At 42.7% G+C, this 24,420-nt stretch carries 22 protein-coding genes and 3 tRNA genes; 8 read left to right on the top strand and 17 right to left on the bottom strand.

The genetic code is table 11. The features are described from left to right. From LU361_RS17270 to LU361_RS17240, 7 genes are all read right to left on the bottom strand, one after another. Positions 1 to 513, bottom strand: coding sequence for a type VI secretion system PAAR protein (locus LU361_RS17270; RefSeq protein ID WP_233090237.1), 513 nt, complete (start codon positions 511 to 513; stop codon positions 1 to 3). 370 nt (positions 514 to 883) lie between these two features. Further along, positions 884 to 1,369 carry a hypothetical protein gene (locus LU361_RS17265; protein WP_233090234.1) on the bottom strand — a complete coding sequence of 162 codons (486 nt, stop codon included), beginning with the start codon at positions 1,367 to 1,369 and terminating at the stop codon, positions 884 to 886. A gap of 382 nt (positions 1,370 to 1,751) precedes the next feature. Beyond that, entirely contained in the window at positions 1,752 to 4,814 is a 3,063-nt protein-coding gene (locus tag LU361_RS17260; protein WP_233090233.1) for a beta-helix domain-containing protein, read from the bottom strand. A 616-nt stretch (positions 4,815 to 5,430) separates the two neighbouring features. After that, positions 5,431 to 5,850, bottom strand: coding sequence for a hypothetical protein (locus LU361_RS17255; protein ID WP_233090231.1), 420 nt, complete (start codon positions 5,848 to 5,850; stop codon positions 5,431 to 5,433). 163 nt (positions 5,851 to 6,013) lie between these two features. Next, positions 6,014 to 6,089: transfer RNA gene (locus LU361_RS17250), tRNA-His, on the bottom strand. 64 nt (positions 6,090 to 6,153) lie between these two features. Beyond that, positions 6,154 to 6,230: transfer RNA gene (locus LU361_RS17245), tRNA-Arg, on the bottom strand. A gap of 31 nt (positions 6,231 to 6,261) precedes the next feature. Further along, a tRNA-Pro gene (locus LU361_RS17240) sits at positions 6,262 to 6,338 on the bottom strand. 474 nt (positions 6,339 to 6,812) lie between these two features. On the opposite strand from LU361_RS17240, the gene folD reads away from it, so the two are divergent. From folD to LU361_RS17220, 4 genes are read left to right on the top strand one after another with little or no spacing between them, the layout of a single operon-like run. Continuing rightward, positions 6,813 to 7,664, top strand: coding sequence for a bifunctional methylenetetrahydrofolate dehydrogenase/methenyltetrahydrofolate cyclohydrolase FolD (folD, locus tag LU361_RS17235; protein ID WP_233090230.1), 852 nt, complete (start codon positions 6,813 to 6,815; stop codon positions 7,662 to 7,664). Between the two features lie 47 nt (positions 7,665 to 7,711). Continuing rightward, positions 7,712 to 8,521 (top strand): pseudouridine synthase, encoded by an 810-nt coding sequence (locus tag LU361_RS17230; RefSeq protein ID WP_233090229.1) that lies wholly within the window; start codon positions 7,712 to 7,714, stop codon positions 8,519 to 8,521. Then, the gene (locus LU361_RS17225) at positions 8,512 to 9,249 is read left to right on the top strand and encodes a pseudouridine synthase (RefSeq protein WP_233090226.1); all 738 of its coding nucleotides are present in this window, start codon (positions 8,512 to 8,514) and stop codon (positions 9,247 to 9,249) included. The genes LU361_RS17230 and LU361_RS17225 overlap by 10 nt, the downstream gene beginning before the upstream one ends. Further along, positions 9,242 to 10,303 carry a methyltransferase gene (locus LU361_RS17220; RefSeq protein ID WP_233090225.1) on the top strand — a complete coding sequence of 354 codons (1,062 nt, stop codon included), beginning with the start codon at positions 9,242 to 9,244 and terminating at the stop codon, positions 10,301 to 10,303. Before LU361_RS17225 ends, LU361_RS17220 begins: the two co-directional genes overlap by 8 nt. 23 nt (positions 10,304 to 10,326) lie before the next feature. Here LU361_RS17220 and LU361_RS17215 read toward each other — a convergent pair whose 3' ends face one another. The 3 genes from LU361_RS17215 to LU361_RS17205 form a co-directional block, all read right to left on the bottom strand. Continuing rightward, on the bottom strand, positions 10,327 to 11,097 hold the full coding sequence (locus tag LU361_RS17215) for a spermidine synthase family protein (RefSeq protein WP_233090223.1): 771 nt from the start codon (positions 11,095 to 11,097) through the stop codon (positions 10,327 to 10,329). A 10-nt stretch (positions 11,098 to 11,107) separates the two neighbouring features. Further along, positions 11,108 to 12,628 carry an alpha/beta hydrolase gene (locus LU361_RS17210; protein ID WP_233090220.1) on the bottom strand — a complete coding sequence of 507 codons (1,521 nt, stop codon included), beginning with the start codon at positions 12,626 to 12,628 and terminating at the stop codon, positions 11,108 to 11,110. A 169-nt stretch (positions 12,629 to 12,797) separates the two neighbouring features. Further along, positions 12,798 to 13,532, bottom strand: a complete 735-nt coding sequence (locus tag LU361_RS17205; RefSeq protein ID WP_233090218.1) for a TIGR01621 family pseudouridine synthase — start codon at positions 13,530 to 13,532, stop codon at positions 12,798 to 12,800. Positions 13,533 to 13,702: 170 nt separating this feature from the next. On the opposite strand from LU361_RS17205, the gene LU361_RS17200 reads away from it, so the two are divergent. The 4 genes from LU361_RS17200 (at position 13,703) to LU361_RS17185 (ending at position 16,135) form a co-directional block, all read left to right on the top strand. Further along, a complete protein-coding gene (locus LU361_RS17200) occupies positions 13,703 to 14,173 on the top strand; it encodes a hypothetical protein (protein ID WP_233090217.1) in 471 nt (156 codons plus the stop codon). A 228-nt stretch (positions 14,174 to 14,401) separates the two neighbouring features. Continuing rightward, positions 14,402 to 14,959, top strand: a complete 558-nt coding sequence (locus tag LU361_RS17195; RefSeq protein WP_233090216.1) for a DUF3806 domain-containing protein — start codon at positions 14,402 to 14,404, stop codon at positions 14,957 to 14,959. Positions 14,960 to 15,034: 75 nt separating this feature from the next. Then, a complete protein-coding gene (locus LU361_RS17190) occupies positions 15,035 to 15,892 on the top strand; it encodes a mechanosensitive ion channel family protein (protein WP_233090214.1) in 858 nt (285 codons plus the stop codon). Positions 15,893 to 15,898: 6 nt separating this feature from the next. Beyond that, complete coding sequence (locus LU361_RS17185; RefSeq protein ID WP_233090211.1) at positions 15,899 to 16,135, top strand: hypothetical protein; 237 nt, start codon at positions 15,899 to 15,901, stop codon at positions 16,133 to 16,135. A gap of 36 nt (positions 16,136 to 16,171) precedes the next feature. Here LU361_RS17185 and LU361_RS17180 read toward each other — a convergent pair whose 3' ends face one another. The 7 genes from LU361_RS17180 to ctlX form a co-directional block, all read right to left on the bottom strand. After that, positions 16,172 to 17,032 carry a hypothetical protein gene (locus LU361_RS17180; RefSeq protein WP_233090208.1) on the bottom strand — a complete coding sequence of 287 codons (861 nt, stop codon included), beginning with the start codon at positions 17,030 to 17,032 and terminating at the stop codon, positions 16,172 to 16,174. Next, entirely contained in the window at positions 17,029 to 17,826 is a 798-nt protein-coding gene (gene djlA / locus LU361_RS17175) for a co-chaperone DjlA (RefSeq protein WP_233090207.1), read from the bottom strand. Before djlA ends, LU361_RS17180 begins: the two co-directional genes overlap by 4 nt. A 147-nt stretch (positions 17,827 to 17,973) precedes the next feature. Beyond that, entirely contained in the window at positions 17,974 to 18,273 is a 300-nt protein-coding gene (locus LU361_RS17170; RefSeq protein WP_233090205.1) for a hypothetical protein, read from the bottom strand. A 583-nt stretch (positions 18,274 to 18,856) separates the two neighbouring features. Next, positions 18,857 to 19,756 (bottom strand): alpha/beta hydrolase family protein, encoded by a 900-nt coding sequence (locus tag LU361_RS17165; RefSeq protein WP_233090204.1) that lies wholly within the window; start codon positions 19,754 to 19,756, stop codon positions 18,857 to 18,859. A 91-nt stretch (positions 19,757 to 19,847) separates the two neighbouring features. Then, complete coding sequence (locus tag LU361_RS17160; RefSeq protein ID WP_233090202.1) at positions 19,848 to 20,741, bottom strand: LysR substrate-binding domain-containing protein; 894 nt, start codon at positions 20,739 to 20,741, stop codon at positions 19,848 to 19,850. Between the two features lie 202 nt (positions 20,742 to 20,943). Further along, positions 20,944 to 22,038 carry an ornithine cyclodeaminase gene (ocd, locus tag LU361_RS17155; RefSeq protein WP_233090201.1) on the bottom strand — a complete coding sequence of 365 codons (1,095 nt, stop codon included), beginning with the start codon at positions 22,036 to 22,038 and terminating at the stop codon, positions 20,944 to 20,946. 303 nt (positions 22,039 to 22,341) lie between these two features. Next, positions 22,342 to 23,280: a citrulline utilization hydrolase CtlX gene (gene ctlX / locus LU361_RS17150; RefSeq protein WP_233090200.1), complete on the bottom strand. Its 939-nt coding sequence runs from the start codon at positions 23,278 to 23,280 to the stop codon at positions 22,342 to 22,344. Positions 23,281 to 24,420: the final 1,140 nt, after the last annotated feature.

Here is a 24,420-nt window from a genome sequence, read left to right as displayed (position 1 = left end):
TTAAGCCTGTATCAGTACTTTTACCGCTACAGCCGATCCCTCCGAGGTTGCGAAATCACTTTCGCCATTCTCATCAGAGGTTCCCTCTACTATTTCGCCATTGCTTAATTCAAGCTTGTAGCGCACGCCGGGAATAATGTTGCCTTCGTTGTCTTTAAAAATGAATTTTCGGTTGAAGTTAACGGTTTCTTCAATGTCGGCAAACGATGAATTTTTTACGACGCATTTATCACCGATGGTAACGTTGCCGCCGCCGACAGTCGTACCGCCGCAGCTTATGCTACCGCCAGTAAACGCTGCGGCTTTACCGTTAATAAATACGGAAGACGAACCGGAAGAAATTGATCGAGGATGCGGTGGATGCTTCGGTTTTAAATGAGGCAATAAACTATCCCCCACACGACCGGCAGGCAGACCATTAACAAAAACATCTGAGGAGCCAGATATTACTGGCGTTGGCGGGAATCCCCCGTGCCCGGTTCCAATGTCGCCTAGCTTAACCGCATTTCCCATAAACATTCACCTAATCATCATGTAACGACTTATGTTGGCGTGATATGAATCTTATTATTATTCACATAAAGTTTTTAATGATATTGAATATTTGTCGAATGTTTAATAATGGTTCTGTAAATTTGTTAACTTATTCAGTAAATTGAGTAAGGTAAAAGATATAAGGGGATTTTGATTAATTATTGTAAAGATAAATAAGCGGTCGGCACTCCCAGGCTTTTACCAAATGTAAAATTCCACTCCACAATATTTTATCGTTTTTATTACTTCTAATTTAATTAAAGAGTGACGTAATGAACCGCTTAGGGATCATTATGCTAGGAAGTATCACTTTAGAGAAAGGAATATTAATAGATAATAGGCGAGAAAATTAATTACGACTTGTGCATAAAAACCAATAATTTTGATTCATTTTTTCACAAAAATGATAAACATCGTTGGTGGTATGTTTTACCGTTTCGTAAATTGAGCTGACTTGCTCTTCTTCAGTGTAACCGTCAGGGGAGTATATGTAATACCAAATGGCACCCAAGCTAAAAGAGCTAAGAATAAACATTGCCCTCGGTTCCACCACATCAGAATACAACACACGCTTGATGTTATGCTGATCCATAATCTCTAGCACAGTGCGTTCGTTTGGGCTTATCTCCGTTTGCTGCTTTAACTTTCCATCCAACAAATCAATTACATCCACATTTTTTGTTTTTTTAATGCCATCCAGCATTGCAACCACTTGCTCTAACTGAGGATCAATATCCTTAGAAAACTCTTGCACAGGACGGTAAACGTATAGCCCAGCAGCAGTTGCAAGAAATAACAAGGCAGCGAAAGAAACAGTTAATTTATTGATAAACATTGGCACAGTTATGGAGTATTTTTGAATTTTTTTGAATTGGATAATCGACCTTGGTGATTGCTTCCGTGAAAATATCAACATTCATTTTTGAGAAATTCTAATAAAACTTTATCCGAGCAGAAACCAGAATTTATTCATTTTGTTAACTCGTAGAAATCGGGTTATTTCTAGGCTTTTATATGACGTTTAAACATATATAAATTATCGAATTTCAATACACAAAATTGAATTTATGTTCATATTATTAAGAGGAGATATAAAGTGGATTTCCGGGAGAGATGATAAATAGAGGGATGAGAAATAAAGGAATAATGAATAAATCGACAAAAAGCAAAGCAGAGTTTTTACAAACCCTGCTTTGCAAAACAAATAGGTTAAATCATTATTGTGTTAACCGAACGGTAAATTGACCACTGCGGTTTGTACCTACGGTCCAGTTATCAAACTGAGTATTACTGACAGCACCACCTCGAACGGCACCAACGTGCGTTAAATCGTAACCGCCAGTATCTTCGGCGACATCCTGATTGAACCCACCCATACCATCATCGGCGATAATAAAGGGCGAGCGAGTATCATCAGCGTCGACAACGCCGTCTCGATTGGTATCGCCATCAAGGAAACCATTGAGGAAGTTTGCATTGCCGGCTAACCCATTGCCAATACCGCGAATATTGTCGAGATACCAACCGGCAGTGAAATTGTTCGCACGCTCCATGATTTCGCCAGTAAAGTTAATACCGCCCGATTCGGAGAAAAATGGCGTGTTGGCATTAGCAAGTTCAGCTCCGGCACCGTTGTAATAAACCAAACCATCACCGTTGGAGTTATTAGCCGCTACTGTTCCCATTGGAAAACCTGTTGATCCCATACGCACAATGCCAAAATTAGGGTTTGCACCGGCTTCGTTTGCACAGTGAATACCGTCTAGGTAATTAGGACCCGGTACAGTGGTATCAATTGCACTTAAATCAGCACCAGAATCCACTTCATAACAACCGTGACGGAAGTTGGCAATTAATACGTTCGCCATACGAATTTGATCGGTATTATCAGCAAATAAAATCCCGAATTCATTGTCGTTCATTCCGGCAACGTCACTGCTATTGTCTCGACCCACCAAGGTTGCATTAACGATACGCGGGTTAGAATTTCCAGCCATGGTTTCACTGGCATAAATACCCGAACGGCCTGAACTGCCATTCATGTCGCGATTATGGATAACCATTAAGTCTTTAATTAAGCCGTTAAAATCGCGATACCAAATACCATCACGACCACTACCGGTTGCTAAAATCCAAGACATGCGCGGATCACCATTTAAAATATGCAAACCGTCGCGGGCGGAATTATGGGATTGAACAAAGGTAAAGGTGGATGTGCGATCAACGCCATTCACAACAAGATTATCCTGGTAATTTACCATTTGCCCATCAATAGTTACTGCAACCGGAGCACCAGCTTCTGCAACAACAACGTAGTCCAAACTGTTTTCACCTTGGGTTCCGCTTAAGGTGGTTAAACCGTTGTAACCTCGGATAAATAAACCACCCCACTCGCCACTGCCATTAATGTCGGCGTCGTTTGACGTGAATCGAACGGGCCTTGCACTCGTGCCTTGTGCATCAATGGCGGAACCTGGGAATACTAGAAGATAGTCGGTAGCATCAACATTGTCGCCAGTAATCCGTGTCCCGCTCTGAACGGTTAGCGTCGCAAAATTGGTTTCATCACCAACTTGTAATGCGCCCTCTAACTGCCAATCAATGTTGCTTGTTAGCATGGCATCGGTACTGATCACACCAGAAATTTCACACACATTTCTGCCGCTGATACGCTCTAAAGGATTAACCGACGCACCACCAAGAAATTCTGGACATTGCGACATACCAACTAAGTTTTCGTTAATACCAACCACAAAACCGTCATCGGAATCGGTAGCGACTGTCCAGCCATCAAATTGGGTATTGGTGATTGCACCACCACGTACGGCACCGATGTGAGTTAAATCGTAACCGCCGGTATCTTCTGCTACATCTTGATTAAAACCATCGGCGCCATCATCCATAATAATAAATGGTGAATTAGTATCATTGCTGTCTACAACGCGGTCGTTATTGGTATCGCCATCGAGAAAAGCATTTAATGATGTTGAGTCACCCGCTAAGCCATTGCCAATACCACCAATATTATTGAGGTACCAACTGGCGGTGAAGTTTTCGCTGCGATCGGCAATTTCTCCGGTAAAGGTAACGCCATTAACGGCACCGTTGTAATACACCAAGCCATTTGCGTTAATGCTGTTAGACGCGGCAATGACTCCGTCGGGGAAGCCCATAGAGCCGTCACGGACAATGCCAAAGTTAGGATTTGCACCGGCTTCATTCGCACAGTGAACACCATCTAAATAGGTTGGCCCAGGCACACTGACATCAATCTGACTCAAATCAGCGCCAGAATCGGCTTCGTAGCATCCGTTGCGGAAATTAGCGATTAATACATTCGCCAATCGAATTTGATCGGTATTGTCGGCGAATAAAATACCAAATTCATTGTCGTTCATCCCGGCAACATCACTGCTGTTGTCACGCCCAACCAGAGTTGCGTTAACGATTCGCGGATTGGAATTTCCAGCCATGGTTTCACTGGCGTAAATTCCGGCGCGACCGCTTGAACCATCCATGTCGCGATTGTGAATGACCATCAAATCTTTAATAAGACCGGTAAAATCGCGGTACCATATGCCGTCGCGACCGCTGCCTGTGGCTAAAATCCAAGATAAACGTGGATCACCGTTTAAAATATGCAAACCATCACGAGCAGAATTATGAGATTGTACAAAGGTAAGTGTGGTGGAACTATCAACGCCGTTTAAAACGATATTATCTTGATAATTAACTTCTTGCTCATCAATAGTCACTGAAACCTCGGCGCCCGCTTCGGCAACCACGACGTAGTCAAGTCGGTTTTCTCCTTGAGTACCACTTAAATTGGTTAAACCGTTAAAACCGCGCAGAAACAACCCACCCCACTCGGCGGTTCCGTCGACGTTGTCATCGTCGGATAAAAATCTAACAGGGTTGGCGCTGGTTCCATTGGCACTCAATGCCGAACCAGGAAATACTAAGAGATGATCAACACTGCCTGCGTTATCACCGCGAATTTCGGTGCCGGCATCAATATTTAAAGTTGCGTTGCTTTCAGCGGTACCAACTTGGAGTCGTCCCTCTAAAAACCACATAAAGTTTGCACTTAATGTTGCGTCCTGGGTTAGCTCTCCGCTAATTTGGCATTGGTTCGGTCCGATATCTACCGGCTCTAAATTACCAACAGCAGGACAGTCTTGAGTAACAACCACGTTATTATTGCCACCATTTCCTCCGCCGCATGCTGCTAAAACAGCGGAAGCGCCAGCGATCATGGCCAATGATCTGATTTTCTGCATTTGTTTAACCTTTTTTACTCTTATTTTATTTTTAATCGCGATCAACTCATCGCATGAATACTTTTAATTTCAGAACGCTGAGCGTTTGTGTAAATGAAAAGTACCGGAGATTTTACGCGGGACTGTAAAAAAGGATTAAAAAAATCGATGGTTATCTTTTATCAACAAGATAGAAAAGCACAAAGAAAAACAGCGGAACTTTGCTAAAAAATAAAATTAATTTTTAACTTATCATTTTCTAATAAAAAATTAAAAAGCACTGTGCTTTTACTATAAAACACTTATATTACTAGCCTTTAACTCACGACTGAATCTAAACAAAAGCTGAACACAGAAAAAATAATAATAAATTTTATAAATGGGTTTTATTTTTCATCCGACAAAAATAACGGTTTGTTAACGTTTTAATTTTTTATTGTTAGAAACCCGTTAGACAAGCGGTGACAATTTTTGACTCAACGATCAAGTTAACGGTTGTTTGTTAGCTTAGGCTTTAGCTATAAATCCTAGATAAAAATTAGAGGTGTTTTTATTTATTAAATTGCAGCCCCAATTTCAAAAATAACCCGAGAAAGAAAAAATAGAATTCTGCGCAACTTTCAAAACCGCAGAAATTTTATTGATCGTTTTTCCAAACAACTATGATTTCATCATGGCTAGTAGGAACTCCCACAGAGTATTTAAAGGTAAACGTAAGATTAGAATCTACCAAGATTTCGGTAATACCATGCTCTGTTACAGGAAAATCTGGAGAATTAGAGAACACAGCTGAGCCATAAAAATAACCACAATCGTCAAACTCCACTGGCTCTTTTAACAAGTAGAAATATTGAGACTTTTCATGAAACCCAGAAATTACCGCGTATATTGAATAGGATTCGCCGTTAATTTGGTTTGAAGATAGTTTGTATGGTTGGTCTGCTACAAAACAATTTGAGCCAGAATTAACTCTTGAAAAAACCAAATAAAGAACATTTGCCAAGACGATAAAAATTAAAAAACTAAACCCTACTAATATTTTAGTTTTTAAAAGCATTACAGACTAAATCCGACAGTAAAGAAAATTCTGGTAATTTGGCGTTTAACAAAATTGAACTACTAGGGAGATATAACCGAAATAACATTCTATTAAATAAGAATATTAGGAATGATGACTTTTAGATTTTGATTGAAGAGATCGTTAGATCAGGAGGAGATAATGGGGTGGCTGAGGGGACTTGAACCCCCGACGACCGGAATCACAATCCGGGGCTCTACCAACTGAGCTACAGCCACCATCGAGATAATAAGAGTTTAGGTCATCTTAGACCGAGCCAACAAGGATTTTACGAATTCCGAATGGCACGCCCGGCAGGACTCGAACCTGCGACCCACGGCTTAGAAGGCCGTTGCTCTATCCAGCTGAGCTACGGGCGCATCGCTGTCACTTACCTTGCGTCTCTTAAAATGGTCGGAGTGGAGGGATTCGAACCCCCGACCCTCTGGTCCCAAACCAGATGCGCTACCAAGCTGCGCTACACTCCGATGTACTTCTTCAAGAAGCTGCGTATTAAGCCAATTTTAATTGCTAATTGCAACTAGAATTTTGCTAAGTGGCTGTGCCTCTCAAGTGGGGCGCATAATACGCATGGGTTTCCGATCCGTCAACGATTAATTTGCAAGAAAATGGAAATCTTTTAAATTAAATTAAGCACTTAGCCAATTTGGTACAATTTTTAATCCAGCGCGAATACTTCCTGATCGATTCCTAATTTCGGCAACTAAAACTGGTTGTTATAAGTACAACAAATAACGATCAATTTAATAAACCAGAAAGCCGATAAAAGATTCACTCCAATTTATACCCTCTTAGATATAGAATACTGCGCCTTCGCTGTAGAGATAATATATTCAAATAACGACTACGCTCTATGAAGAGTCGATCAAGAACATAGTCATATTCTTGAATCATAATTACAGCAAGCAAATTCGAAGACACCATTATTCTGGATTAAGCAAATGACAGCATTGGTTCTTGATGGCAAAGCCATCGCCAAAAAAACTGAACAAGAACTCAGCCAACGCGTTGCCAAGCTCAAAGAGCAAAGTGGCGGCCAAACTCCAATCTTAGCGACCATTCTAGTCGGTGGTGATCCCGCCTCCGCGACCTACGTTAAAATGAAAGGTAACGCGTGTGAACGCATTGGCGTGGATTCTTTGAAGGTTGAGCTACCAGAAGAAACCACCACCGAAGAACTCTTACAAGAAATCGACAACCTCAACAACAACCCCGACGTGCACGGTATTTTGTTGCAGCACCCCGTACCACCACAAATAGACGAGCGCGCCTGTTTTGATGCTATCGCCTTGGAAAAAGACGTAGACGGCGTGACTTGTTTGGGTTTTGGCCGTATGAGTATGGGCGAAGACGCCTACGGATGCGCAACCCCTAAAGGCATCATGCGTTTATTAGCAGCGTTTGATATTGAGCTTTCTGGCAAACACGCCGTGGTCGTGGGTCGCAGCCCTATTTTGGGCAAGCCAATGGCATTAATGCTGTTGAACGCGAACGCAACCGTAACCATTTGCCATTCGCGCACTCAAAATTTGCAAGAGCACATCAAGCAGGCAGACGTTATTGTCGGTGCAGTGGGCAAGCCGGAATTTATTAAAGCCGAGTGGATTAAAGACGGAGCCGTTGTTGTCGATGCGGGTTACCATCCAGGCGGTGTTGGCGATATCGAACTAGAGCCGCTAAAAGATCGCGTTGCCGCGTATACGCCTGTTCCTGGTGGCGTTGGTCCAATGACCATTAACACGCTGATTTATCAATCTGTTGATTCTGGCGAAAAGAAAATCACCTCTCAATAACCAACAACCAACAACCAACAACCAATTAATCGATAAACTTTTATTCAATGCTAGAAGAGAATCTGACTTGTAATAGCTCAACAACTGATAACGTTGAGAAAACCGCCCCACTCCAGATTCTCTTTCAAGACGAGCATTTTATTGCCATTAATAAGCCTTCGGGTTTATTGGTTCATAAAAGCGCGGTAGATAAGCATGAAACCGAATACGCTATGCAACGTGTTCGAGACCAGATTGGTCAATGGGTTTATCCGGTCCACCGATTGGATAAACCCACTTCTGGCGCTTTATTGTTTGCACTCAGCGAGCAAGCCGCTCGCGATATTCAGGTAGTTTGGCAAGAAAATCAGGTAGAAAAACACTATTTAGCGGTGGTGCGCGGCTGGATGCGCGAAGCGGTTCACGTCGATCATGCGCTGAAAGAAATTCTCGATAAATTCACCGATAAAAAAGCACGCAGAAACAAACCGCCTCAAGATGCCATCACCGATTTTACGCCATTGAGCACTCTGGAAATTCCTGTTGCCAATGATCGCTTTCCAACCAGTCGATACGGTTTGGTATTGTGCAAACCGCAAACCGGGCGCAAACATCAAATCCGGCGACATTTAAAACATTTAAGTCACCCTATCATTGGCGATCCGAAATACGGCAAAAGCCAACACAACCGTATTTTTCAAACCGAATTTAACGCCCACCGATTATTGTTGCACGCGTGCAAATTATCGATGCCCCACCCTTACCAACAAGAACGCACAATAGACATTACCGCACCGCTGGATGAAACCCTGCAAACCGTGGTTGCTCAATTTGCAAACGCCGACGAAATATTAGACCGTTTATTATTATGCGCTTAGATAAATTTATTGCAGATAACAGCTTGTTTACGCGCAGTGAAATCAAACGGCTGGCAAAACAAAAACGCATTATGGTGGATGGTTCTGTTATCACCAACACTGCCGTTCAAGTTTCGGGCGAAGAAACCATTAGTGTTGAAGGCAAAAACATTGTAGAGCAAACACACCTTTATTTAAAAATGCACAAACCCCAAGGGGTTGTCTGTGCAACATCGGATTTTGAAAACCCGACGGTCATAGACGAGCTTTTTCAGCAAGCAGAATTAGAAAACGACACCCAAACGTTGTTGGCCATCGAAAAAGCCAATCTACAAATTGTTGGTAGGCTCGATAAAGACACCACGGGCCTGGTGCTGTTAACCACTGACGGCGAGTGGAATCATCGAATCACCTCCCCCAAAAGTCACTGCGATAAAACCTACCGGGTACAACTAGCGCAACCAATATCGGCGCAAGACATAGCAGCGTTAACTCGCGGTATTACTCTGAAAGGTGAACCCAAACCCACCAAACCGGCAAAAATAGAGCAGCATTACGATACCGACATCAGTCTGACCATCAGTGAAGGTAAGTATCACCAAATCAAAAGAATGCTGGCGGCGGTGGGCAATAAAGTGGTCGAACTGCACCGTCTTAAAATTGGCGAGATTGATTTAAACGATATTCCAACCCAGAGCCAATACCAACATCTTACCATCCAAGAAATTAACCAATTTATTTATGATTGATCCGTGCCAAGAGCTTTTGCTGAATCAGTACCGCAATACAGACAAATGTACTGAAAGTGACCCAAGCACACTGTGGGTGTTAGACGAGAATTCAGATTATCTAACGCGAAATTTGCGCAACGATAAAAACAGTCTTTACGTGACTAACCGCTGGGACATTCACACGCAATTGAACCAACACGGTAATTTCTCGGATTACGATTTAACCGCTTATCGTGAATTAGACACAGTATTTTTTCGATTGTGCAAAGAAAAAGCGGTTGTCCACCACATTATCAATCAAAGCTTTAACGCGCTAAAATTAGGCGGCCAACTGATTCTTACTGGCGAGAAAAACGAAGGCGTAAAAACTTACGAGAAAAAAGCCAAAGCGCTGTTTGGATCGTCAGAGATTAAAAAATCCAAAAATACGTATCTTGTTGTATTAACCAAAACCCAATCAGATCACGCTGAAAACCTGCTAGACGATCAAGATTACTGCACACTTCGAGAAATTGACGGCCTCGCAAACTATCAATGCTACAGTAAACCAGGCATATTTGGTTGGAATAAAATTGACCAAGGCAGCAAGTTGCTATTGGAGCAATTTGAAAGTCACACGCAGATGATAACCAAAGAAGAAAAACAATCACTCAGTGTATTGGATCTGGGTTGTGGTTGGGGCTATTTGTCGCTCTCGTTGCATCGGCTGGGGTACGTTCATATTGACGCAACCGATAATAACGCCGCCGCCGTCAACGCATTAACGGCAACGGCAACGGCAAAAGAAAATAATTTGGCGTTCTCGATTTGGGCTGACCACTGCGCAGAATCCACCGATAAACAATACGATTTAATTCTCTGCAATCCTCCGTTTCACAAAGGATTTGATCACAGCTATCCATTAACCGATACGTTTTTAAAAGCCCTAAAACGCCTCATCAAACACAACGGCAAGGTATTTCTTGTTGCTAACCAGTTTATACCGGTAGAAAAATTCGGCCAGAGTTACTTTAAAACCATTCAAACACTGACCACTGAAAACGGTTTTAAAGTATTAGTATTGGCAAATTAATCGATAAAAAACAATCAGCCAAGTTACAACGTAATGTTTCTTAGATGATATTTTAAGCTTTTTCGGATGTGTGGCAGATTAATTTTAGGGTGGTTTAAAATTCGGCCATCAAGGTCATTGGCGCTAACAGCCGCTTTTGACAACATTAATATAGTATTTTCATAACCTGGGCAGGTTAATTTAATCGCCGATTGAAACAAATCGCGCAGGTTACGCTTGTCGGCAAATTCGTGTCTTGAGAGTTCGTTAACGCTTCGGTTTAAATCCACACCCCGGTCGAAATTAAACACCAATACACCGTTTGCGCTAAGCCGTTGCTCTAATCGTTCAACCCATTGTGGCGATACAGAAATTGATCGATTGGGGTCGCCTAAACGCCCGGCGAATACATCATCGACAATATAATCAAAGGTGGCGCGTTTTTGCTGATGAATCCAAGACAAGGCATTCGCGGTTATCAAACGGTAGTCGTTTTGGTTTAAACCGAAAAATCGGCACGCCAAATCGTTGTGGACGGGATTAATATCAACACCGGTAATCGCGACATTATCGTGAAAATAATTCAGCATTCTTAAAGCCGCACCACCGCCAACCCCCAAAACCAGCGCCTTACTTAACCGATGATTAAGCGCTAACGACGGTAAAAACAGCAAATCCCAAACCGCACCGCTTAAAATGGATTTTTCGTTAAACTGGGAATGAAACAAACCGTTGGTGTACAAGCGAATGCTGTTGCCCGCTTTAGTTACACGATAACGATTGTCAGAAATGTTTTGATCGAACAGAACGGCCATACTTTTATAATTATTGAGTAATATTAAAACTTCGGTGGCTACAATTGGCTTCCAAAAACTGATTGATATTGTAACCGGAAAGGTAGGAAGAAATAAGGCCAGTAAAGCACGCTTGTGATTCCACCAATCCGTGACCACCGTCGTGAATACTGACATGAACGGCATCGTTAAAATTGGAGAAAAATTCCGCAGCCGAACGATACGAGGTTACCGGATCCAGTCCGCCCGATAAAATTAAGCTTTTTGCCTGAATAGAATCCCAACTCACCGATGCGATTTGGTTATTGGTTTTAACGTGATGGCATACATCAGTTGAAGGGTCGTAATGAATCAAAGATTGCCAGCGCGGAAATTCAGATTTATTACGATCAAACTGCGTGAGCGACACCGGCGGATTATCGACGCAGTTTGTTAAATAATGGACGAATTTATTAAACTGCGTTCGCTTTAAATTGGAAGACAAAGGCCGTGTTTGAACGTCTTCCTGACGATTATTGTCAGACGAAACCTGTTGGTTGCGTATTACCTCATCAATCAATTGATTGTTAATTACGTAACCGCCTGCAAAATACAAATTTGAATACAGCGTCTCGATAAAAGCGTCAGCTGTTGGATATACGTTTAAATGGTTATTGACTTTTAATGCCCGAAATAATTTTTGTTCGCTAGCATCGCAGGAACGATCGCTCGCGCAAAAAGCAAACCATTGTTTAAACGCCCCTACGTAGCGTTGGGGCCATCGATTCATATCGCCGTTGGTTGGTGTATGTAGCGCATCTAAAATCATGCGGTTAATCAAATTTGGCTCCAATCGATCAAGCCAGAGCGCAACCCGCGTACCAAAAGAATTGGCGTACACATTCAAAGATTCAACACCCAAAGCCTTGGCGAGAGCAATCGCATCCAATGCGGTGGTTTCGGAGCTAAAATCCAGTTCGTGCGCGCCCTGGTGTTTTATTTGCTCAAGACAAAGCTTAAATTCTGCGAATAAGTTTTCTTGTTGTTCAATTGGAGAAGATCCAGAGCGGTCTGGCGCAAACGAACGAGGCTCGCAGTCGTAATACGGTGTCGATAAACCAGTAGAGCGATAATCGAACACAATCAACGGCCCTGAAATTCTTTGCTGTTGATACCAACCAATCCAAGAATGAATTTCAGTTCGCCCCAAACCAACTCCGGCGCCCGGTCCACCGTGCAACACCATCAGCGCTTCGTTAATAGATTCCCGTAAACCGTTTGTTGAATTCGTGCTGTTCGTTGAATCTGTCTTAGGGTTTTGCCTCTCCTCCCCATTGATTACAACAAAGGGAAGCTCGTACTGAACAGTGTTATTTCCGGGGGTGGTATAATATCCACATAAGAGATTAACATTGTTGGTAAATTCGTATTGGCACTCGGTTAACGTCAGGTTCTGTGATGCCTGAGTTTGATCAGACACCCCCTCTTCTGGCGACCCATCAATTGCAACAACGGATATGAAAGCCATGCCGATGAGCAACACTATGGAAACAACGAATCTGGATTTCGGCATGCTCAAACAGTCGGATAAGAAAGATAGAAGTAAAGTAAGTAAATAGGAATAAGACGCCACACGTCAGCAACGCTGATTAAATCACGAAAGCAGCAAAGAGTAACGGTTTAACACATCACGTCAGCTTACCAGGTTACGTATTCGGAGATCGAAAGCTCGAACACACTGATCAAGACAAGCGCTCAAACAACCCTTCTAAATACTGCTTGTGGCAAATTTCCGGATTTAAATCAGTTTGAGAGCCAGTATCAGTTTCAGGCAATAACAGAGGTGCTAGCCATTCGTGCTCAAGCAGATGCTGAAAGTACTTTCCGGTAGTGGGCAAACAGCTAAAAACATAAGGCGTGTTGTTGAATGTCAGTTGCAGCGCAAATGCGTGCAAATACACTCGATCAGCGGCGTCACCCGCGTACAGGCTGTCCCCCAGAATAGGAGCGCCTATGGATTTCATCGCCACACGCAATTGATGAGTTTTTCCGGTTTTTGGCGAGAGCAAATAGGCACGCGTGCCCTCCCCCAAACCACTGCTTAAAAAACGGGTGATTGCCGGATTTTGGGTGGTTCTTAATAAACGCCAACTGCCGCGCCGAGACCGCTCCATATCGCCCTTGATTAGCCCCTGCTTCTTCTTAGGCTTGCCGGTGGCAATCGCCAGATACAATTTGCGCGTGGTTCTGTTTTCAAAGCCGAGATTAAGCGCCTGACACGCAGTCAAGGTTTTCGCCATCAACAGCAATCCTGAGGTCACCTTATCCAAACGATGAATCGGATACAGCTCATCTAAGGCCAGAGTTTCCTTGACTCGGTTGAAAAAACCCAGTTGCTCATCGGTATCGTGAAAATCTTCATTCTCAGGCTTGCTGACGACAATAAAGTCGTCGTTCTCAAAAATAACGGAAATCATGGAATAGTAGACGCCTGTCGATAGCAATTGAATAGATTCTGCCGAAAGATCGGAGACAAATGCGTTTAAAAATGTCTAGGATTGGTCTCAATACGATGTTTCGAAGTGTCGTATTATACGCATCCCTGTGAATCACAGATATTTATCGTTTTAAAACAAGAGTACACCCAATGATGAATTCCAACAGCCACCTTAAGCCTAAGCGTAAATTCAAAGCGGTTGCCGCGAGTTTTCTCAGTATTGCACTGGTCACTCAATTAACGGGGTGCGGCACCCTCTTTTACCCAGAGCGCAAGGGATTATCCGGTGGTCGACTCGACCCGGCTATCGTCGCGTTGGACGGCCTGGGCCTAATTTTGTTTTTAATACCTGGTATCGTTGCTCTGGGAGTCGATTTCTACAACGGCACCATTTACTTACCGGGCACTCAAACCAGCCAGCTGACCGAAGAAGAACTCAAGCAAATCACCGTAAACGGTTCTGTCGATGTTGAAGCGCTTGAACGTGTATTGAGCAACAAACTCAACCAAACCATTGAACTAGAAAACACCACCGAAATCATTCCATTCAGTTCAGCGACGGATTTAGCCAATGCGGTTAATCTGTCAGACGCGAAAACCCAATTAGCGCTAAACAACTGAGTCCATCAACAATCAGGTCCATGAACAATCAGGCCCATTCACCTGAGTTTTTGATTGCGCCTTCAGGTTGTCGATACAACTGAAGGCCAAGAAGAATAGCCGCTCAAAAGTCACGACCTCTCGGTAGTTAACGCCGCACTTTGCGAACAACTTTTAACCAGACAAAACCGGCGTTTTCTACTACCATTGCAAACAATTTAAACAACGTTAACGCTTCCATTCCTGAATATGAAATCGATCAACACAGACGTACGTTTCACTCCCGTGATTGCCAAGTTATTGGTTGGCTTTGCCCTGTTGTGCTTTACCCAAGTCAGCCTTGCTCAATTTGGCGACGAAAAAGTATGGCCAAAAATCGAAGAATTGGGTTGGCTGGACAATCAGCACCTGAACAATCAACGAGCCTCGGTAAATGAGCTGGCGAAATTGAAATTGGGCGACGCTATTCGCGGCAATAAATCAGACCTTGATGTTCTGCAACGCATTATCGACGCTCGATTAATTGCCTCAGATGAGCGCGTTAAATTGCAAGCCTTGGGTGTCATTATTGGCGATCAATTTCAGCGTGAATTCAATTTGGTTTGGCGCATTTACGAAGACCAAGCCGGAAGAAGCCGCGCAGTGTGCTTTAAAGATACCGAGCACTGTTTATTTCCAATCACCATGTTATCGCGTCGCATGGAAGTGGGCTTACAACCCAACGTTAAAAAAATCTACGACGAAACCGCCGAAGCACTGCAACCACTGCTGCCAAAATTGCCTTACGAAGTATCGGCAAAAAAATAAAAGCACAGCTCGTAGTTAAGTGACCAAATATTAGCGTCTGTATTTTTAAGTCTAAAACACAGAGAAAAGAATCTGATGGAAGAGAACCCGGTGGAGCTTTCGATATCTCAGTTAACAACACTTTATGAGTTGATAACAACATTTTTAGTTAATTATAGCTTCCAAATTATTGGTGCTGTTGTGGTGTTAATCTTCGGATTATTTATTGCCAACAAAGCGTCTAACTGGGTGAAGGCAGTTTGCCTGACTAAAAAACTGGATGTTACGCTCTCTCAATTTATCGCCAACGTGGCAAAAATTGTTATTGTCGCAATTGTTGTCGTTATCGTTTTAAACAAACTCGGTATTAACATCACACCCATGGTCGCCGCCATTGGTGCCTTATCTTTGGGTGCTGGTTTGGCTGTTCAGGGATTACTCACCAATTACAGCGCCGGTTTGAATATTATCGTGACCCGTCCGTACGTTGTCGGCGATACCATTTCGTTATTGGGCGTTACTGGCGTGGTTAAAGAAGTTAATCTTTCACACACGCTATTAACCAACGAAGACGAAGAATTAATTACGATTCCGAACCGGCATGTGATTGGCGAGATTATTCATAACTCAAAAGAAAGCCGAGTTGTTGAGCTGTCTATTGGTGTGGCTTACAACGCAGATATTGATTTGGCAAAACACGTTATTACCGCCGCTCTTGCCAACATTGAAGGTAATGATCCACGGCCACCGCAAGTGGGTATCGATAACTTTGGCGACAGCAGCATTAATCTCAGTATTCGTTTTTGGGCGCCGACCATTACTTATTTCGAGCAAAAATTTAAAACTAACCAAGCGATTTTTAACGCGTTAGCGGATAATAATATCCAAATTCCATTCCCTCAGCGGGAAGTTACCTTACTCAACCCAGCGACTTCATCGAAAGAAAACCATTAATTATTTATGAACTATTTAAAACCGTTACAAAAACAAGGCGTTTTCCCGGAAGATTTGCAAGCACTAGCGGATTTGTTAGAAGCGCGAGCCAAAGAAAAAGGCTTCAGTCATCCAAACTCGGTTTATCACTCAACGATTGTTGACCTAGCGTTAGGCACACTGGAAATTCAGAAAGAAACTCAGTCAGAGCTTGGTAAAACCCACAATTTAAAGGAATGGTTAGACATTATTGTGGGGAAATAATCAGAGGCTTTTTATAAAAAACCTCTGAGTCAGGTATCAAAGAACTTCTAAATCACGTTTTAGGAGTTCTCTTGGCAACTCTTCTTCAAGTGTCATTATGTCGACATCTTCGAAAACCAAATAATCGATTTCTAAATCTTCACACACACTTTTTCGCTCTAAGCGCGCCGCCAATTCACTTGGTCCAAGCGATTGATTCCAGACATCGATAAAAAGACCAATTCTGGGCATGTAAAAATCGAACACTAAGCTATCGCGCAAGGGATGCTTAACGTTTTGGGCAACCACCACTCCGGTTAAATAACACCACGAATGAAACGCCGCCGCCTGCGGGCTGGAAACAGCAATGCCGTTTAGCGAGGTAATGTCTTCTTTAATTTCGGCGTTGGTTAAAGTCACGCACGCACGTTGAAAGTATTCATTTGCCAATAAATTTTTTGGCCAAGAACACCAGGGCACTCCGGTCTTTGCATTTTCATGCTGAATACCACCCTGCGCTAAACCAGAGGCTGAAAGCACCCAACCTTTGTGTTCGCGCTTAAGCCAACCGCAGTGTTGCAGCAATAAATTCGTTAAACGACCACTTAAACCAATTTCTTTACCCAACTCGCTGGCGGTTAAGGTATCGTCTTTATCAAACCGAAAAATGGGGTGCGAAAGAGCAGATTCAGGCCACACCAAATAGTCGCCAAACTTTTTACTCTGGCGAATCTCACCGCCTTCGAATTCACCCTTGGCGGTTAATTTCCAGGAATTATCGACTTGCTGAACCCAACCAGCGCGCAGCAACGCTTCGGTGATTTCTTTTAAGCTTACGCCTAAAGCATCCGCCATTGCTGAACGGGAAAATACTTTGGTGTTGGTATTACTTTTAATATTAGTGTCGTTTTGACTCATGCTTGGCTTTTGCGGTGTTTTTTAATCAAATCGTAAGCGGCTTGAATTTTCTGTGATCGTTCAGTCGCCATTTCAACCATATCTTGAGGAACGCCCTGCCCCATTAATTTATCGGGATGGTTCTCACTCATTAATTTACGATACGCTTTTTTCAACGCTGGCTCAGAAACATCGGCGTCTACACCTAACACTTCATAGGCAAGTGCCAATTCGTCTTCGCGAGTGGCTTGCGTTTGTCCGCCGCCTTCGTGGAAATTAGCCTGGGCTTTGAGCATGGCCATCAATTGTTTGAAGGCAAACTTTGAGATGCCCAAATGCTCAGAGATTTTTTCTAGGCAGGCTTCTTCAGACGCTTCAATTTTACCGTCGGCCAGCGCAATGTTGATGAGATACATCAGAATGGTTTGACGTAAGCTCGGTATTTTGTTGCCAATTTTATTAAATTCAGCAACAACCGCAGCGAGATCAAATTCGTCGGATGCGCCGTGCTTGAAAAAGCCGATGGCTTTGGTTCGCATCTCTCCAGAGATACGCATGTGCGCCATAATGTGTTCGGCACCGGCGATTTCTTCTTCAGAAACACGGCCATCTGATTTCGCCACGTGGCCCATCAATTGGAAAACCGTTTTGAAAAAGACCGATTCTACGTCTGCGCGCTCTTGCTCCGATAACGTAGGCCGAAATTGCTTCAAACCCTTGTCGAAAAAGTGACCAAGAACCCCACCAATCACTAAACCTGGGATATTTGCTATGGAAAAGCCGAACAATCCACCAATGATTTTTCCGAAAAACATTAATCTTCACTCAAATTGAAACCAGCCCGCAGTATAGCGAAGCTGCCGCCGACACCAAAGTTTCTTTTCGAATGCGATCACGCACATTTTGAACAGACATAAAAAACCCCGCCTATAGCGGGGTTTGTGCATGAACAGCTCGGCTTACTAACGTGAGTAGCTGCCAATCTCGTTCACGAAGGCTTCACGAGCTTCTTCGGCGATAGTAGAGAACTCTTCACCTTGAGACTTCAACAACTCAAAAAGTGCCTTGCTTGTGTCCATATTGAACTGAACAAGCTCTTCAGGAGACTTTAGAGATTGTGCTTTTTTGGCTTCGTCTTGGAAGAAACCAGAAAGTGACTGAGCCGCTTTTTGTTGTTGGGCAACAGTTTTAGAGATCACATCAGCTTGCATAGCCAAAAGTGATTTCATTGATTCGAATGGTTTCATCATATCATCTGTCATAACGCGCTCCTTAAATAGGAATAGGTGGTCATAAATTAACTGTCTAGATCATTAGATCGCTAGTTCAATAGATCGAGCCCAATGGGGCTGTCTCAATCGGGTTGATGACTACCTCAGACATTTAAACTCAGAAATTCAACGCCAAATCATAAACCCATCAGTATGCTGCAATGCAGCAATTGTTCAGTAACGGTTAGATTATGTCAATATCTTTTTTTAGATTTATACCAATTAAGGGAATCAAACGACAGCAATTCTATCAACCAGTGTGTTAAAACCTTCGAAACTCACGCAAACCAACCACGCAATATTGAACGATAATTAAAGACCAACCTCAACAGCCAACCAAAAAAGCCGCTCAATATGGGCATAAAACCAACACACTATGGCGAATAAAAGGGGAATATCATTCGAAATCCGTCAAATCGCGGGCAATTACTCTGTTGAGAATATTACTTACAGGCGTTCGACTGGCAGTCAATGAAGATGCGGGTTAAGAGAAGGTATTTAAATCGAGGAAATAAACTGAACAAGTGTTTTCAAGACCTTCACATTAACGAAGGCCTTTTTGTTTTCTGTAAATTTATTTAACGAGCAACACATCACTGTGGGCTTCAAACCAATCGGTAACTTTCGACCAAAGCACTTGGTGTTTTTGTCGAAAGAAACCAAAGTGGCCCAGAAATCCACCGTCTCTCTCGTCTTTCGTGGTTTTGCTAATATCGGTTTTTGCGTTCTCGTAAAATCCGGCCAAACTTTTCACGGCCACTTCTGGCGCGAATTTGTGGTCATCATCAATCACAAGAAAATGCATGGGTAATGTGAGCTGGTTAAAGTGAGGACGGTAGGTATTTCCGCTTTTATCGCAAATGTAGTTTTTGTTGCGACACCATCTGGCCCAATCTAATGCCACATGTTTTGGTAAATGCTCGCCGCCAATAATACTGCCAGGAAAATAACCCAACACTCGACTCAACAGCGGTATCAATACATACCACACGGGTATTAATTGCAGTTTGAATTTGGCTGTCCAAAGCCGCCAATTACCGCTTTGAGAAGCCACATTAAACACTGAGGTTAATTTATGGCTACTTGGCGCCAAGCCTATTATTTGCCCTCCTACACTGTGACCAATGCAGTGCCAATTCAAACTAGGGTGTGTTTGCAAAGCAAAGCTTAAAACCGCTTCAAAATCTTGTTCGCCCCAATTGGTCATCGTCAGCCTGCTGTCGCGGTAAGGCAAATTCAAAGACGCACCAATTCCACGATAATCGTAGGTAATAACCACATAACCTTGAGAAGCCATATATTCGGAAAACGAGCGGTAATAACTTTGTTTAACACCAGTTGCGGAATTAATGATGACGCCACCTACATACGCGCAGGAGTTTTTGGCGCCAGAGGGCTGCGAACTATCAATGGGGGTATAAACATTGGCAGAAAGCTCAATACCGTCGCTTGCAGTGATCATTATTTTTTTCATGGCGGAACCTACTTCAAGTACATTCCAGCAGGTTAGGTCTGCTGCCATATATAAACAAACGAGATTTCTCTAGCGCTCACGTGAAATTAATTCAACTGACTGTAAACTGCTGAAATACACTCACCATCCAGTCTCGGATAATCCTAACCGAATCTCGGTCTTGATCCACTTTCGGATACACCAAATACATAGCCCCAAATTCAGAGACTTGTTCGCCATAAGGAGCGATTAAATTGCCTTTGCTAACCTCGTCTTGAACTGCGGGCCAATAACCCATAGCCAATCCCAACCCCTGCACAGCCGCCTGTTTGACGGCTTGGTAATTATCCAGTTCAATTTCGAAATCCGGCAGTGTATTAGTGGGACGAAACTGCGATAACCACGTCGTCCAGGTTTTAGTATCAACGCTAAGACTGATAAATTTATGATCGTCAAAACCCTGCCCAGTTTGCTCGAACTTAAGCCAATATTCGGGGTTACAGACGGGAGTTAAACTCACGTTGGTCAGCGGCACATATTCAAGATCATTGCGGTCTTGTTTTTGGTAACGCACCGCCAAATCCACTTGGCCGTGTTTTAATTCCACTAACTTAATTTGAGAAAGTAGCTTAATGCTGTAATCCGAATGCGCTTGTTTGAGAGTGGGCAAATGCGGAATTAAAAAATGATTTGTCACAAAAGGAATGCAGCTAATGGTGATACTTTTCTTTTGATTGACACCCACTAACCGATCAGTGGCTCGCTCAATAAGTGACATCGCCGTTTGAATATCCTTGTGATATTGCTCACCCTCAATGGTTAACTTTATGGAACGATTTAACCGTTCAAACAACATTACTCCCAACTGCTCTTCCAGCACCCGGATTTGGTGGCTGACAGCGGATGGCGACAAACACAACTCTTGCGCCGCGAGTTTAAAACTGCCTTGGCGCGCGGCTGTATCAAATACTTTTAAAACATTAAGAGAGGGCAATTTCTTGGTCATAATGGCTACCTAGTTCATTAACTCAGGCTAACAAGCAATAGAGTTAAAATCGAGTAGAAATAAACCAACCAATAGAAGTCGATTGTTTTATAAAGAAATAAAAAGAAAGGCGGAAGGAAGGCAAAAAGAAACGAAAATTTATCAGCACGCAACCATTCGCATGCTGATAAATACAGGCACCTCTGGTTATATCAGAGCAGTGTTACCCAAATTGACTGACGTTACCGCAAAAATTCTCATTCTTGTTGTCGGCTTTGTCTTCGAAAAAACCAAAAAGATTGCGCGGATCATTCGGTTGAGCAATTAAGTCGATCTCAAGAATATTGTTAACCGCTTTCAGTTGATCATACAGAAAACGCAACGCCGAGAAGTCTTCTACCGAAAAACCCACACCATCAAAAATTGTAATTTGTTCTCGGTTTTTACGGCCCGGCGCTTTGCCCAGTATGACCTGCCAAAACTCGGTCACAGAATGGTCGGAATCCAATTGTTGAATATCACCCTCAATGCGCGCTTGTGGTTCGTACTCAACAAAGATATCGCCACGCTTAAGAATATTACCGTCTAATTCCGTCTTACCCGGGCAATCCCCGCCAATGGCATTAATATGAACACCCGCGGAAACCATGCTGTCTTCCAAAATAGTGGCGTATCGCTTATCTGCGGTGCAGGTTGTAATAATCTGCGCACCGTCAATAGCTTCTTCTCTGGATTTACAAGCAATAATTTCTAACCCTTTACCGGTTAAGTTTTTTACCGCTTTTTCAGTAGCAACAGGATCAATGTCGTAAAGTCGAACTGTGTTAATACCAATAATTTCTTTGAACGCTAATGCTTGAAATTCAGACTGAGCGCCATTACCAATCATAGCCATGGTGGTGGAATCTTCGGGCGCTAAATACTTAGCCACCATTGCCGAGGTCGCCGCCGTACGAAGTGCTGTTAACACGGTCATTTCGGATAATAGTATTGGGTAGCCAGAATTAACATCTGACAATACGCCAAAAGCAGTCACGGTTTGCAAACCCACTTTGGTATTTTTGGGGTGTCCGTTTACGTATTTAAAGGTAAAAGAAGAACCGTCACTGGTGGGCATTAATTCGATAACGCCCTCTTGCGAATGCGAAGCGTAACGCGGAGATTTATCGAACAAAGGCCAGCGTTTAAAATCTTCCTCAATGTAGTTGGCAAGCCCACGCATAAATTTTTCAACACCCACCGTCGTGACAAGATCAACCATCTGGTCAACGCCGACAAAGGGTAACGCACTGTTTTTTAATTCAACTGCACTTTTCATATTAAGGCTACCTATTACTTTTTCACCAGAGAACCAAATCGCCCGAAGAGTTTGATCAAACTCTTGCTCACACTTAAGATTATAGGGATTTCCAGTCGAATTAGTGTTTTAAACACCGTTAAAAACAAAATATTCTGCGTATTTTGAACAGGTTAATTCGATTTAATTTGGGCACTGAGGATTAACGCCTGAAACGCGTTAAATGCAGCCAAATATCTGATGCGCCAATAAGACAACAGACACAAGGCTCTTGATTCACTCGACAACTAATTCTATTAATTATCGAGCGAATTGGCGAAATGATTAAAATCTTGCGGCTAAATGGATTCCCGCCAGCATACAGCGAACAGAACCACCGGAATTTTCAATGGTGGGGATTTCTAACGGCAATAACTTAGCACTTTGCTCGATAAGGTCTTTCTGCTGCTGGGTGAGACACGCTGCTGCTCTGGCGGAAAGTGCCAAAATTCGGCCTTGCTCACCCTGCAATTCAAGTGCATTGCCTGCGAAATTAGCAATTTGCTCAAAGCTAAGAGGAATCACGGTTTTTCCAGATTGCTCTAAGCGCTGCACAATTTCTTCGCGTCGCGCTTTATTTTTGATCATACAAAGCCCAATCAACGAATACTCAGAACCGATACTCATCATGACATTGGTGTGATAAACAGACACGCCATCTTGATTGCAGGCATCGAACACCATAGGTTCGTAATTAAAGTGCGAGCAAAACCGCTCCAACGCCAGAGAATTGGTTCGATTAGAATTCACCGCATAAGCGACCCGATCTAGGTGATCTAACACCATTGCCCCGGTTCCTTCCAAAAAAATGTTGTCCATTTCTAAACCTGAATAATCAACCACATCTTGCACGCGATATTCACGCTTTAACATCTCGATAATATCTTGGCGACGCTCCTTACGACGATTAACAGGATACATCGGATAAATGGCGACATGACCACCCGAATGAGTGGAAAACCAATTATTGGGAAAAACAGAATCTGGAGTTTCTTTTGTTTTATCTTCAAACAAATGCACTTTAATGCCGTGCTCTTCCAGTTTATCGCGACACACCGTGACCTCTTCAAACGCCAAACTAGCGACGTTATCTGACTCATTGTTTGTTAATGTCTGAAACGCGTTGTCCTGAAGAGTTTCTGGATTAGACGTATAAAAATGCGGGCGAATCATTACCACAGCAGCGGGTGCCTGAACTGTTCGTGGAAAAATTACCTTATTCATTCCGTTTTTTCCTTAAATACCGTATCGACATGAAAAAACATCGATGCATAAAATGATAAAATTGTGTGCTAGGAATTCTCACATCAATGGAAACATCGAGAAAGACTGCGCGGTTATTCCGCTCATCCATGAGAAGAACGTTAATCAATCGTAACCTAAGTTATTTGTAACTTTTAATATCTAATACCAAAAAATACAAAAACAAAAGAATATTTTGAAAATTAAGAAGCTGACAGAATTTTATTTTATTATCTTTTCGCAAAGCTACCACCGACGCTAACCACAATGCAAAAATTCAGCGACATTAAAACCGTTTTGTAGAAAAATAATCAATGTAAACAGACATAATTAAATGCACTTATGCACAAACACAAACATAGGCGAGCCTTATTAAACAACCTTAAAACTAAAATTTAAAAAAAGATCCAAGAAAAATTCTAAAAATAGAACCGAACTTGGATGAGTCACGTTTTAAATTAAGCCAAGATTTCAAATTAAAAAATTTTTAATTTATTAATTATATTTGATTAATAGACACACACCGTTTAACCCGCAATTCGAATCAAACTGCTTGTTGGTTTAACAGCTAACAATCTCTTTTTTATTCAACGAACAGACCATTAAACCCGCTGAGTTTGTGCACAATAGCTTGGCACGATTCGCTTTAACCTTCAGACACCACTCACAAAACGGGTTTGAAAGTTAAGCAATACGTTTTGATCTTGACCTTCAAATGCGCAATAAAATCATTGTGGTCAAATAATAAGATCTAATTAATCATCAATGCTACAAGCGAACTGTTACTGATCCCTTTTAAGAGTATGCTAAATTACTGACTAATTAAGCAAAATCCTTTAAATACAACGGGTTACTTAACTGACCAGGGCCTGTTCACACTAATTTAATCATACCTGCTGGAGCGTATTTTTTTCGTATTTTAGGCGCAGTGAGTGTGATTTGGTTGTTCCAAATGAACGAACTGCAACACGAAATACGGGAAAAATACACCAAGCCCCTAGGGTCGCCCCTAAAACACGCCATTCGTTGTTGTTCGTCGCTTATTTAGCGCGCTAAACTGCACTCCTCACGCCTAGACTGACGCGTTTTAGGGGCGACAGGTGCGGTTAAATGAGTGTGAAC

Source organism: Sessilibacter corallicola (assembly GCF_021290925.1).
Classification (GTDB): Bacteria; Pseudomonadota; Gammaproteobacteria; order Pseudomonadales; family Cellvibrionaceae; genus Sessilibacter; species Sessilibacter corallicola.
Note: the sequence above shows the minus strand (reverse complement) of the source record. Positions and strands in the feature narration are given on the sequence as shown.